Origin of the sequence: Nocardia sp. NPDC051981 (genome assembly GCF_040680715.1) — a bacterium.
Classification (GTDB): Bacteria; Actinomycetota; Actinomycetes; order Mycobacteriales; family Mycobacteriaceae; genus Nocardia.
In genome coordinates, this window is record NZ_JBFAXK010000004.1 from 294,188 (window position 1) to 306,234 (window position 12,047).

Genomic DNA, 12,047 nt, shown 5'->3' on the forward strand with positions numbered 1-12,047 from the left:
GACCCCACGGAATCGGACCAGCCATGGCAATTCGTTTGATCGGAAGACTGCTGCGGCCGGTGCGAGCCGGAATCGGCCGCACCGCGTGGTTCGATCCGGCCGTTCAGCATGCACCCGAAACCCTGACGGTGGGCAGTGCCGCCTTCGCTGACGGCGCGGACATTCCGCGCCTGCACGCGGGAACAGGCGTGGGAGACAACGTATCCCCACCATTGCACTGGTCGGGTGTGCCGGTCGAGGCCGTCGAACTGGTCCTGATCATCGAGGACCCCGACGCTCCTCTGCGTCGTCCGGTTGTGCACGGAGTGTTCACCGGAATCGATCCGCGTATCACCAGCGTCCCGGAGGGAGCGCTCGGCTCGAATGACGGTGAGACGGGCAGCAGATTCAGAGTGGGCACCGGGAGCTTCGGCCGCCGGGGCTACGCCGGTCCACGCCCCGTCCCCGGTCACGGACCGCACCGCTACGTCTTCCAGTTCCTGGCGCTCGACCAACCGAGCGGATTGACTGATGGCGCAACGTTGCCCGCCGTGCTCGCAGCCGTCACCGGGCACGTGATCGCTCGCGGCAGACTCACCGGCCGCTACGAGCGGCCCTGAACCGCGAACCATCGGGACAGACCGGGTCGGCCGGCAGCGGAATCGGCAGGTGGCAAATAATTGGCTATGACGTCACCTCCGATCGGAGGAGACCGCATGGAACGCCTGAACAACCCGCCCATCGGGAAGGGCCGGACTGCTGCCGCGCACTTCCCGCAACCCTGACCGGCATCGGTATCGAGCGAGGGAGTCTCATGCGAGCGACCTACATGTACGGTGCCGGTGACGTCCGCGTCATCGACGTTCCCGATCCCGTGGTTCAACACCCCACCGACGCCCTGGTCCGCGTCGTCCGCAGCTGCGTATGCGGTTCCGATCTGCACCCTTACCACAACATGCCCGTGTCGGAGCAGGGCGAATCGATGGGGCACGAGTTCGTCGGCGTCGTCGAGGACGTCGGAAGCGAGGTCCGCACGGTCGGGAAGGGTGATTTCGTGATCGCCCCCTTCGCCTGGTCGGACGGCACGTGCGACTTCTGCCGTGAGGGCCTGCAAACCTCTTGCCGCCATGGCGGTTTCTGGAACGCGGGCGACGTGCGCGGTGGCCAGGCCGAGGCCGTGCGGGTGCCGCTCGCCGACGGCACCCTCGTCCCGGTACCGGTCGAAGAGAAATCGCCGCTGGTCCCGTCGCTGCTGACACTGTCGGACGTGTACGGCACCGGCTACCACGCAGCCGTGAAGGCAAGAGTCACCGCGGACACCACGGTCACCGTGATCGGTGACGGCGCGGTCGGCCTCATGGGTGTCCTGTCCGCGCGGCAGCTGGGTGCATCCCGGATCATCCTCATGGGCCGCCACCAGGAGCGCACCGATCTGGGGCGCGAATTCGGCGCCACCGACGTGGTCGCCGAGCGCGGCGCCGAGGGCGTCGCCGCGGTGCGCGAATTGACCCGGGGCGACGGCACCCACGTCGTCATCGAAGCGGTCGGCCACATGCCCGCCTACGAACAGGCCCTGGGCGTGGTCCGCCCGGGCGGCGTGATCAGCCGCGTGGGCCTTCCGCAATACGACAACGCCCCGGTCGGCTGGGACCTCTTCGGCCCCAACATCACTCTCACCGGCGGCCCCGCACCCGCCCGCGCCTACATCGAAACCCTGCTCCCGGCGGTCCTCGACGGGACCGTCAACCCCGGCAGGGTCTTCGATACCGAACTCCCCCTCGATGACGCCCCCGACGCCTACCGTGCCATGGATGACCGTCGTTCCCTGAAGGTCCTTCTCCGTGCCTGAGCCAGTCCCTCGACTCCCTCAGGAGCGGTCGCGGGCGCTGACCCCGCGCCGACGCAAAAACCGCCTACCCTGCCGGTCTCGACGGCCGCACTGCACGCATTCGAGGACAAGCTGCGGGCGGCGCTGAAGACGCCGGGCCGGGCGCTTCACGCCCGCCACAACAACGATGTTCGTCACGCCGCGTCGGGCGGGCGACAGTGGCGCGTCGGAGACAATGCCCCGCGACGCCATCGAGCGGTTGGCCAGGGTGTCATCGGTGCACCTCGGCCAAGGTCAGCCGCCGATCGGCACGACCCATAGCCGCACACCGACCGGTCGCAACCGGCAGTTTCGACACTCCCGCACGGTCAACACGCGCCGGGGCCGGCTGGCGATCGGGTGGGCCCGTCACTACGGTGGGGCGGGCAATCGGAAGCCCGGAAGCGGGGGTGTGTGGATGCCGTTGTCGACGGCCGAACAGGTGATGGCCACGAATCAGGTTGCGCCGCAACGGCGCTCGATTCCGCTGGTCGTGGTGTGGCTGGTAGCGACGCTGGGTGGACTGGCCGGGTGGTACTACCTCGGTCAGCTGCTGGCCGCGCCCCGCGCGATGCTGCACCTGGTCGATCTCGGCGTGTATCAGATCGCGGCAGACCGTGTGGTGCACGATGTTTCGGTGTACGACACCCCGTTGCGCGGGCACACGCGCGGGGTGTGGGAGTTCGTGTACACGCCGTTCGCGGCGCTGATGTTCGTGCCGCTGGCGTGGTTGCACGGACCGGTCTTCACCTGGGCCGGGGGACTCGCGAATTTCGCGATGCTGACCGGATCTGTTTGGGCGGCACTGTCGGTGCTCGGTTATCGGCGCGACCGCCGCATCCTGATCGTGGGCCCTGCCGCCGCCGCTCTGCTGCTGTTCTGTGAGCCGATCCGGGAGACCGAGGCCTTCGGGCAGGTCAATATCCTGCTGCTGCTCCTGGTGCTGGCCGATATGGCGCTGCCAGATTCCTCCCGCTGCAAAGGCGCGCTGACCGGTATCGCGGCCGGCATCAAGCTGACCCCGGCGTTCTTCATCGTCTACCTCCTGGTGACTCGTCGATTCCGGGCGGCCGCCACCGCCACCGGCGCGCTGGTCGCCACCATGGTGATCGGCCTGGCTGTGCTGCCGAAGGATTCGCTGACGTTCTGGAGCGGCGCCTTCGCCGACCCGGCCCGGGTCGGTGTCCCCGAGAACCCGCAGAACGAATCCCTGCGCGGCATGCTCGCCCGTACCCTGGGCGCGGCCGGCAGCATCCAATTGCTGTGGGCCGCAGCCGCTCTCGTCATCGCGATGGTCTGTCTGGTCCTGGCCCGCCGTCTCTCGGTCACCGGCCGTGAACTTCCCGCCGTGGTCCTGTGTGGTCTGACCAGCACGGTCGTCTCGCCGTACAGCTGGATCCATCACTGGGTCTGGCTGGCTCCCCTGCTCATCTACCTGGCCGATCTCGCCCTGCGCCAGCGCTCCCTGCCGACCGTGGCGGGCCTGCTCGCCGTCTTCCTCGTCAGCTCGGGCGGCGTCTTCGAGCTGCTGGACCTCCACTATGGCAGCGTTTTCGACCTCCCGAGCCGCGGCCCCTTCGCGGTCCTGGACCACAACGCCTACATCTGGCTCACGCTCGCCCTCTTCGCCGCCACCGCCGTGCTGACACGGCGCGGTTCCGCGCCTGTCCGCCCTGTCCTCACGCCCGGTACCGGGCGACGAAGCGCCGCAGAATCTCCTGCGGCACCGTGATGTGCTCGCGGTGCCCGAGTTCGGTCAGGGAGTCTGCCTCGCTCGGGTCGAAATAGCCTTCGTGCCGATAGATTTCGATGCGCAGCGCCAGGCCCCGGCCGTCGAGTTCGGGATGGAACTGGGTGGCGTAGACGTTCTCCCCGACCCGCACCGCCTGTACCGGGCAGACGGCCGAACTCGCGAGTAGCACCGCACCCGGGGGAACATCCTGGCAGGACTCCTTGTGCCCGACGAACGCCCGGAATGTCTCCGGAAGTCCGTGCAGCAGTGGGTCTTTCGCCGCGTCCTGGGTGAGTTCGATGGTCGTCGCGCCGGGGGTCTCGCCGTAGCGCTCGGTGCCGACCGGCCCGCCCAGCACGTCGGCGAGCATGCTCAAGCCGTAGCACGCGCCCAGGTACGGCATGTCGCGGCGCACGATCTCGATGAGCAGCTTCTTCAGCTCGGGTTCGAAGACCCGCTGATAGTCGTATTTCTTGGCCTCGGGGTAGCTGAGGTTGCTCGGCCCGCCGCCGACGATCACCGCCCAGTGATCCTCGAGCTCGAGATCGGGCATGCCGCGATTCATCTCGACGCGCACCACGTCCGTGGCCGCGAGCCCTCCCGCGTCGAGGATCGCTTCGTATTCCTGGTCGGAGGCCGCTTGCTCGGGTCGCAGCTGCAGCAGCAGGCAAGACTTGGGCATGTCCACATTGTGGGCGGTCGGCGCGCTCCGGTTGGGGGCTATCCGGGGATTGACCTCGAGTGCGCTCGAGGTTGCAGGGTGGAACCATGACTCGACCGGTAGAAATCTGGAACTCCGTCTACGACGAGGACACCGCGCCCTGGGTGATCGGCGAACCGCAACCCGCCATCGTGGCACTGGAACGCGCCGGTGAGATCCGCGGCCGCGTCCTCGAGCCGGGCTGCGGTGCGGGCGAACACACCATCCTGCTCACCCGCCTCGGCTACGATGTCCTGGGCGTCGACTTCTCGCCCAGCGCAATCGAATACGCTCGCGCGAATGCCGCCGCCCAGGGCGTCCCGGCCGTCCGCTTGGAGGTCGCCGACGCCCTGGCCCTCGGCGGCAATGCCGACTTCGCGGGTGATCCTCCGGGCTCCGCGCCCGCCTTCGACACCGTGGTCGACAGCGCGCTGTTCCACGTCTTCGGCACCGAGCCCGAGGCCCGCGCCGCCTACGTCCGCAGCCTGCACGCGATCTGCAAGCCCGGCGGCGTGGTCCACCTCCTGGCGCTCTCCGACGCCGAACCCGGCTTCGGCCCCCGCATCAGCGACACGGTGATCCGGGAATCCTTCGGCGCCGGCTGGGAACTGGAGAGCCTGGAACCGACCCGCTACCGCGGCCGGGTCATCGCCACCGTCGCTGATCAGGTGGTCGGCCTCGAGGTGTCCCCCGCGGGCCTGGTGGATGTTGCGGCTTGGATGGCACGCATCCGGAGGCTCTGATACAGTTCGCCTACCTCATCAAAGATTCTTCCGAAAAATAAAGTACGTGTATCCCAGGGTTACACGTACTTTATTTTTGCCCCGCCGCTGTCCTCAGCCCCGATGCACCCGGTCGCTCACCAGCGCCCGCAGCGCCGGATCCTCCTCGCCCACGTGCAAGGACCGAATCCGTTGCACCGCAAGTGCATCCGTCCCGGTGACCCGCTGGCTCAGGCGCTCGTGCTCCACCCACGACGGGCTCATGAAGGTCTCGACGTGACGGTCCGGGTCGACCGGATCGGAGTACATCGCCCAGTGCATGGCCCCGTCACGGCGGCGGGAACGCCGCAGGTCGGGAATGGCGGCGTGGAAGTCGGCCAGGTGCTCGGCGGGGATGCGGTACTCGACGGTGAGCATGATCGGGCCGTCATCGGGGGCCAGGGACAGCGGCACGTACGGTTCCAGCACGTGCGCGGCCTGCACATCGACCTGCTCGGCGGCCGCGAGCCGGAACCACAGGCCCAGCACCGTCTGCGCCGCGAGCGCCACCCCCGCCGCGGTGAGTGCCGTGGGCAGTCCCGCGGTGCCGGCCACCGCACCCCAGCCGGCCGCGCTCACCGCGAAGCCGAGCTGGAACACCAGCTGGAACACCGCCAGTCCACGACCGCGAATCCAGCTGGGCAGCACCGATTGTGCCGCGATATTGAGCGTCGACATCACACCCATGCCCGCCATGCCGGCGAGGAACAGCACCGGCAGCGCGGGTGGGAAGGCGGTCAGCTGCGCGAGCATCAGCAGGCAGGTGGCGTAGAGCAGACTGCAGGCCAGCGCGATCCGATCGGGGGAATAGCGGTGCCGGATGCGCGGCAGCACCAGTGCGCCGCACACGCCACCAACACCGAGTACACCGAGCAGCAGACCGTAGGTGGTCGCCGTCTGATGCAGACGCACCCGGGTCACCACGGCCAGCAGGGATGGCAGCGCGCCGTAGCAGAGCACGAAGGCGGCGGCGCGGACCAGCACCGCGCGCAGTTCGGGCGCATTGGCCACATAGCGCAGGCCGGTGCGCATGGCGGTGGTGAGATGCTCGGGCGGCAGTGCTGTCGCGGTGGGTCGGCGGCGCCAGACATACACCACCGCAAGCACTCCCAGGAACGACGCGGCATTCAGCAGGAAGACACCGCCGGAGCCGACCGCGGCCACCAGCACGCCGCCGATGGCTGGTCCGATCGCCTGGGACGCCGTCATCGCCACCGAGTTGAGGCTGATCGCGGCGGGCAGCTGCGCGGCGGGCACCAGCTCGGAGGTGATCGAGCTGAATGCCGGCATGCCGAGCGTCGCGCCGGTGCCCAGCAGCAGCGTCGCGGTCAGCAGCAGCGTCGGATTCACGCTGTGCGACAGCGTGAGTGCGCCGAGCAGCGCAGCCACCACCAGCTGCCACGCCTGGGTGAACAGGATCAGGCGGCGACGGTCGAGGATGTCGGCGAGCGCGCCCGCCGGCAGGGCCAGCACGAAACTGGGCAGGGCATTGGCGGTGGACAGCAATGCCACCAGCGCGGCCGATCCGGTCAGCGTGGTCATCAGCCAGGAGGCGCTGACCAGGTGCATCCAGGATCCGACGTTGGAAGCGATCGAGGCGATCCACAGGGCGCGAAAAGTGTTGATGCGCAAGGGTGTCCACGGTGAGGTCGCCGAGGGTGTGCTCATCCGCCAGAGGGTACGGATCCGTCCTGGCATCAGCGCATTCGTTCGCGACGGGCCGAACGGGGTGGGGCCGGCACTCGCCCGTCGCTCCAATGGTTCGGTACCTCCGACAGCACCGCCACCACCCCGGTGACATCGGGTTGGCGCTCCCGGCGGCCTAGTGATCGCGGTGTGCCATCAGCTGGGCGAGGGCGGTGAGATCGTCCGAGGCGAGATCGGCGGGCAGGGCCGCGAACGCGGCGTCCAGGGCGGCGGCCGCGCGGCGCAGGGTGCGCTGGCGGCCGCCCGCCTGCTCGATCAGCTCCGCCGCCCGGGCCGCGCGGGCCGCGGTCATGGGATGGCGGGCGTGGTAGAGGCGGGCCAGCTCGCGGCCGGCCGCGGTATCCGATTCCAGGGCGCACACCACCGGGAAGGACTGTTTGCGGTGAATCAGGTCGCTGTGCGCCGGTTTTCCGGTGATCTTCGGATCGCCCCAGATGTCGATGAAATCGTCGACGAGCTGGAACACGAGCCCGACCTCGATGCCGAAGGTGTGCATGGCCGACACCACGCGGTGGTCGGCGCCGGCGCACAGCGCACCCAGCGCGCAGGCGCAGCCGAGTAACGCGCCGGTCTTCCCGGCGGCCATGGCCAGGTACTCGTCGACACTGACGGTGGGCCGGGTTTCGAAGGCGCAGTCCGCGTACTGGCCCCGGCACAGCGTGACCGTGGCCTTGGCCAGCCGGATGACGGCCTCGGAGGCGACGGTCTCGGGCGCGCCGTCACACAGCACGCCGAGCGCGACCGCCTGCAGCGCGTCGCCGAGCAGCGTCGCATTGGTCTCGCCCCAGATGCGCCAGACCGTCGGCCGGCCGTGCCGGAACGGATCGGTGTCCATGACGTCGTCGTGGACGAGCGAGAAGTTGTGCAGCAGTTCGACGGCCGCGGCGGCATGCACCGACTCCTCGACCGCGCCGCCGCAGGCCGCGGCCGCCGCGAAGGTGAGGGCCGGGCGCAGCGCCTTGCCCTGCGCGCCGGTGACGGTCCGTCCCTCGGGATCACACCACCCGAAGTGGTACCCGGCCATCACATCCAGGGGCTCGGCCAGCGCGCCGACCGCCGAGCGCAGCACCGGATCGATGGCGACCCGGGCCTCGGACAGGCGTTTGCGAGCTCTTCGCTCGGTGTCCACGTCGACCGGGCGGGAGAGGGATTCGGGTGCGCGGGCGCAGGTTTCGTCACGGTCGGCGAGTGCGGCCGCGGCCGGACGGGGCAGGCCCCACCGGCGCTTGCCCTCGGCGTGCTGTCCTGCGGTGAATCGGATCGGTTTCGACGCTCGCATAATCGGCCCCGCTCGCTCGGACACGGTTGCCGCAGCCACCCGATGGCGGCTGGGCAGCCATGCTCAGAAGAAGCTCATGGTCGCATCACAGTCTGAAGCCTGAGGGTTGCCCGCGGATTTCATTTCGGCAACGCCGGATGGTTTCCTGCTTCAGGTCAGGGGCAGGCCGTGCTCGAGCGCCTCCGCGGGTGCGCTCGTGTAGCGGGCCGCCTGGTAGTGGTAGTCGTGGTTGGCACGCACATAGACGGTGTAATTATGGGCGGTGACCAGGGCGTCCGCGCGTTCGCGGCCGGTGAGGCCGGCATCGTCGAGCTCGGTCGGCAGGCGTTGCACCGCCTCGATCATGCGCTCGACGCATTCGGAGAGCATGCCGTTGACCAGTTGCCGGGCCTGAGCTCTATTGTGTCCGTGGTGATACTGCGCGAGCAGTACCGAGTTGTAGAGGTAGCCGGATGCCTCGTCCGAGGCAACCGACAGCACATCATTGAACAGGCCCATGTGTTCGACGGCCGCCATCCGCAGGCTGCGCATGGCGGGCAGGTGGCGGACGGCGGCGGACAGGTCCACGCCCTCGGCGCGTTCGCTGATATCGAGAAACACGAACAGTGCCACGCCGTCTCGCCGATGCGCGCGGTAGGTCTCGAGATCGGGCAGATTGCCCGATAGCCGGCCTACGCTCTCGGTGTAGTAGGTCCACAGCCAGTCGTGGATCTCCCGGCGTACGCTCCGCCGCCAGGCCGCCGACCGGCCATGGCACAGCCGCGGCCACAGCTCGGCCAAGGCGACCGCCAGCACGCCGGAAGGTGTTGTCGTACCGTCCAGTACGGCCTCGATGGCGGTAATGGCCTCCAGACATCGGCGCGGATCGGGAATTTCGATGTCGAACTGATCGTCCACGATGAAAGCCCATGCGGTGTACTGACTCAGCAGCGTGAGCTCGTCGGCGTCGGCACTCGGACACCAGAGGGCGTACATGCGCGCCGGACGGGTGCGTTCCATGCGCCGCCGGGTGGGCTCGGTGGGAACCAGCCCGTAGGCCTCCAGCCAGGACCACATCCCCGCTTCGGCTTCCGGCTCCGCGGGATTGACCCCTGCGGCGTCGAACGGCATGAAGAACTCGATCGCTTCCATACGAAACTACCTATCCCCCAAGCATTTACCGACGACATCGTAACGATAACGGCATTTCGGACGTTTGAGCTCGCATTTGAAATCTCACTCATTAGGATTTTGCGGACTTGACGGTGGTCAGTCGGGCAGCCGGACCAGGCGCTGCGCACCGTCGAAGAGGGTCCGCTCGGCCACCCGTGTGGCCGCCAGCGCGGCCAGGGTCGTGGCCGCGAGCAGCATGTACATCACGACGATCTGATAGCGGATGGCCGTCAGCGGATCCACGCCCGCCAGGATCAAACCCGTCATCGCGCCCGGCAGACTGATCAGACCGACCACCTTGGTCGAGTCGATGGCCGGGATCAGCGCGGTGCGCAGCGCCGAACGCTGATTCGGCAGGAACGACTGGTACGCCGAAAGGCCCAGTGCCAGCCGCGCTTCCACGGCATCGCGGGCCCGGCGCGCGTCCTCGACCAGGCGGCGCAGAGCGATTCCGGTCGACTGCATCGCGGACGACACGATCATGCCGCCCACCGGCACCACCACCCGCGCCTGCGTGGAGATGATGCCGAGCGCGATCAGCGCGCCCAGGGTGATGGACGCGCCGAACGCCACGCCGATGGTCGCCGAGCGCGTCGCGTGCGGCAGCCCCGCCCCGCGTCGCCCGGCCACCTGCCCGGCGATGACGATCATCAGGACCACCCAGCCCAGCGCGCCCGGCAATCCGGTGTGGCGGAACAGGATCAGCAGAATCGCGCCCACCGCGACGAGCTGCACCCCGGCCCGGGCCGCCGCGATCAGCAGTTCGCGGGTCAGATGCAGCTGCTGCCGGTAGGCGATGGCCGCCGCCAGCGCGACCAGGACCAGCGACGCGCCGACGCCCGTCCAGTCGGGTACCGAAAGTCCCTGGGTCATGGCTGATTCCCCGCTTCCGCGCCGCGCGTGAGCCGACCGCCGGCCAGCGTCCACACCTCGTCTGCCACCTCGGCCACGAATCCCGGATCATGGCTGACCAGCACCACGCTGCCGCCGGTCGCCACATGCGCTCGGATCAACGCACCGATCGCCACCGCCGACGCCCCGTCCAGCGCCGAGGTCGGCTCGTCGAGCAGCAGCACCCGCGGCTCCACCGCCAGCGCCCGCGCCAGGCAAACCCGTTGCGCCTCACCCCCGGACAGCTCGGCGCAGCGGCGGGCCGCGAACCCGTCGGGCAAGCCGACCGCCCCGAGCAATTCGCCCACCCGCTCGGAATCGATGGCCCGCCCCACGCGCACCTCCTCGGCGACCGTGTCGGTGAGCAGCACCGGACGCTGCGGCACCAACCCCACCTGCCGCCGTAGCGCCAGCACATCCAGGTCGGTCACCGGGATCCCGTCCAGCAGCACCCTGCCGCTGTCGGGCTCCCCGAACCGATTCAGCAGCCGCAGCAGGGTCGTCTTGCCTGCCCCGCTCGGTCCGACCACGGCCGTGCAGCGCCCGGCCGCGAAGGTGGCATCGACCTCGACGAGTACCGAGGTCGATCCGTGGCCGAGACTGACCCGGTCCAATACAATGCTGGGCACCGCCTCACCCTGCCCCACTCCGGATCGGCGACGGGGCGCGGGGTCGCCTACTGCCCACGGCAGCCCGGCGATCCGGCGCAGCCCCTCGGCGAGTTCCGCTCCCGTGGGGGCGGTTTCGGGGTCGATGAGCGCCTGCGCCGCGAGCCCCACCAGCAGCGCCTGATAGAACGCGCCGACAGTCCGGCCGGTGTCGCCCGCACCGGTGTCGCCGAAGAGCCGGGCCAGCCCCGACCGCGACTCGTCGGTCTGCTCGGCCAGCTGGGCCCGGGTCTCGGGATGGGAGAGCGCGTCGAAGGTCGCTCCCCACAGCCCGCGGTGCGCGGTGATGGACTCACGGACCGCGTCCCAACGAGAGGCGAAGTGCCGCAGTGGATCCGGGTCCGGGTTGGCCGCGTCGCCCAGCGTGCTCGCGAGTTCGTCGCCCCACTCCCGGGTGGCTTCGACGAGGGCAGCGGTGAGCAGCGCCTCCTTGGTCCCGAAGTGGTAGCCGATGGCGGCCATGCTCACCCCCGATATCGCGCACGGTGGTACGGGCATAACCCTTGTCGAACAGGCACTGCCGCGTGTCGGCGAGCAGATCCTCACGATTTCCCAAGCCGGACAGACTAGCGCATGTGCATGAGACAAATGTCTTGCGCAACTGACCGTCCCGATTCAATTCGATCAGCGACATGGCCGGCACCTCGGCGGCATCCGAACAAACGACAAACGCCGCCCCGGCCCTATGGCCGAGACGGCACCGTCATTCCCGGGTGAACGCGGCGCGGTCAGACCACTTCATCCTCAAGGCGGGGGACGAAGCAATTACGTGCTCGCTACGTGTTCTCCAGATCAGCCGCGCGCTGCGGCATCCGGCCACACGATGTCGACCGGAACACCCTTCTCAATGGCCAAATCGACCACCGTGCCCGTGCCGCCTTTCTCGCTGGGCATGCCGTTCCACACTGCGATCAGGCGGTCGCGGGTGGCCACGACCGCCTCGTTCGCGACTTCATATGCTTCCCTACCCGTATCGTCGAACTCCATGACCCGTACCGTGGCGGCCCGGGCAATCAGCTTGCCGAACAGGTCTGCGTGGTCCGGCTTCACCTTTCGTTCGCGGTAGTTCCTGGAAGGCAGAACGACCTCGAGTTGGCCGGCCGCAGCGAGGACGGCCTGCGCGAACACGCTGTCGGCACCGCGGGCGATACAGCTGATGCCCACAAGATCGGCTGGGTCGCTTGCTTCAGCGAGGACGCTGGCGATCGCCCAGTAGACCAGCGGGACCGATCCTGCGGTGATGTTCATATGCCCGGTAACGCCAATGCGAGTCACGCCCACTTCTGTATCGGGTTAATGACCAGCGGGCGC

At 68.8% G+C, this 12,047-nt stretch carries 11 protein-coding genes; 4 read left to right on the top strand and 7 right to left on the bottom strand.

Annotated features, from left to right (window positions below; genetic code table 11):
* Positions 1-23: 23 nt before the first annotated feature.
* From AB0L60_RS10725 to AB0L60_RS10735, 3 genes are all read left to right on the top strand, one after another.
* A complete protein-coding gene (locus AB0L60_RS10725) occupies positions 24-599 on the top strand; it encodes a YbhB/YbcL family Raf kinase inhibitor-like protein (protein ID WP_364610559.1) in 576 nt (191 codons plus the stop codon).
* A gap of 194 nt (positions 600-793) precedes the next feature.
* The gene (locus AB0L60_RS10730; RefSeq protein ID WP_364610562.1) at positions 794-1,828 is read left to right on the top strand and encodes a zinc-dependent alcohol dehydrogenase family protein; all 1,035 of its coding nucleotides are present in this window, start codon (positions 794-796) and stop codon (positions 1,826-1,828) included.
* 436 nt (positions 1,829-2,264) lie between these two features.
* Positions 2,265-3,578: a glycosyltransferase 87 family protein gene (locus AB0L60_RS10735; RefSeq protein WP_364610565.1), complete on the top strand. Its 1,314-nt coding sequence runs from the start codon at positions 2,265-2,267 to the stop codon at positions 3,576-3,578.
* Here the strand turns inward: AB0L60_RS10735 and AB0L60_RS10740 are convergent.
* Positions 3,526-4,260 carry a glutamine amidotransferase gene (locus tag AB0L60_RS10740; protein ID WP_364610568.1) on the bottom strand — a complete coding sequence of 245 codons (735 nt, stop codon included), beginning with the start codon at positions 4,258-4,260 and terminating at the stop codon, positions 3,526-3,528. The two genes, AB0L60_RS10735 and AB0L60_RS10740, sit on opposite strands and share 53 nt — an antisense overlap.
* 86 nt (positions 4,261-4,346) lie before the next feature.
* On the opposite strand from AB0L60_RS10740, the gene AB0L60_RS10745 reads away from it, so the two are divergent.
* Positions 4,347-5,021, top strand: a complete 675-nt coding sequence (locus AB0L60_RS10745) for a class I SAM-dependent methyltransferase (RefSeq protein WP_364610571.1) — start codon at positions 4,347-4,349, stop codon at positions 5,019-5,021.
* Positions 5,022-5,114: 93 nt separating this feature from the next.
* Here AB0L60_RS10745 and AB0L60_RS10750 read toward each other — a convergent pair whose 3' ends face one another.
* The 6 genes from AB0L60_RS10750 to AB0L60_RS10775 form a co-directional block, all read right to left on the bottom strand.
* The gene (locus AB0L60_RS10750; RefSeq protein WP_364610574.1) at positions 5,115-6,707 is read right to left on the bottom strand and encodes an MFS transporter; all 1,593 of its coding nucleotides are present in this window, start codon (positions 6,705-6,707) and stop codon (positions 5,115-5,117) included.
* Positions 6,708-6,861: 154 nt separating this feature from the next.
* A complete protein-coding gene (locus tag AB0L60_RS10755; protein WP_364610577.1) occupies positions 6,862-8,025 on the bottom strand; it encodes a polyprenyl synthetase family protein in 1,164 nt (387 codons plus the stop codon).
* 150 nt (positions 8,026-8,175) lie between these two features.
* A complete protein-coding gene (locus AB0L60_RS10760; RefSeq protein WP_364610580.1) occupies positions 8,176-9,156 on the bottom strand; it encodes a hypothetical protein in 981 nt (326 codons plus the stop codon).
* A gap of 117 nt (positions 9,157-9,273) precedes the next feature.
* Positions 9,274-10,050, bottom strand: coding sequence for an iron export ABC transporter permease subunit FetB (fetB, locus tag AB0L60_RS10765; RefSeq protein WP_357005905.1), 777 nt, complete (start codon positions 10,048-10,050; stop codon positions 9,274-9,276).
* A complete protein-coding gene (locus tag AB0L60_RS10770) occupies positions 10,047-11,198 on the bottom strand; it encodes an ATP-binding cassette domain-containing protein (RefSeq protein ID WP_364610888.1) in 1,152 nt (383 codons plus the stop codon). The genes fetB and AB0L60_RS10770 overlap by 4 nt, the downstream gene beginning before the upstream one ends.
* 330 nt (positions 11,199-11,528) lie before the next feature.
* Positions 11,529-12,011 (bottom strand): hypothetical protein, encoded by a 483-nt coding sequence (locus tag AB0L60_RS10775; RefSeq protein ID WP_364610584.1) that lies wholly within the window; start codon positions 12,009-12,011, stop codon positions 11,529-11,531.
* Between the last annotated feature and the right edge of the window lie 36 nt (positions 12,012-12,047).

Bases quoted from the DNA above. Each gene is read 5' to 3' on its own strand.
- AB0L60_RS10725 (WP_364610559.1), top strand. From the start codon at position 24: ATGGCAATTCGTTTGATCGGAAGACTGCTGCGGCCGGTGCGAGCCGGA.
- AB0L60_RS10730 (WP_364610562.1), top strand. From the start codon at position 794: ATGCGAGCGACCTACATGTACGGTGCCGGTGACGTCCGCGTCATCGAC.
- AB0L60_RS10735 (WP_364610565.1), top strand. From the start codon at position 2,265: ATGCCGTTGTCGACGGCCGAACAGGTGATGGCCACGAATCAGGTTGCG.
- AB0L60_RS10740 (WP_364610568.1), bottom strand. From the start codon at position 4,260: ATGCCCAAGTCTTGCCTGCTGCTGCAGCTGCGACCCGAGCAAGCGGCC.
- AB0L60_RS10745 (WP_364610571.1), top strand. From the start codon at position 4,347: ATGACTCGACCGGTAGAAATCTGGAACTCCGTCTACGACGAGGACACC.
- AB0L60_RS10750 (WP_364610574.1), bottom strand. From the start codon at position 6,707: ATGAGCACACCCTCGGCGACCTCACCGTGGACACCCTTGCGCATCAAC.
- AB0L60_RS10755 (WP_364610577.1), bottom strand. From the start codon at position 8,025: ATGCGAGCGTCGAAACCGATCCGATTCACCGCAGGACAGCACGCCGAG.
- AB0L60_RS10760 (WP_364610580.1), bottom strand. From the start codon at position 9,156: ATGGAAGCGATCGAGTTCTTCATGCCGTTCGACGCCGCAGGGGTCAAT.
- fetB (WP_357005905.1), bottom strand. From the start codon at position 10,050: ATGACCCAGGGACTTTCGGTACCCGACTGGACGGGCGTCGGCGCGTCG.
- AB0L60_RS10770 (WP_364610888.1), bottom strand. From the start codon at position 11,198: ATGGCCGCCATCGGCTACCACTTCGGGACCAAGGAGGCGCTGCTCACC.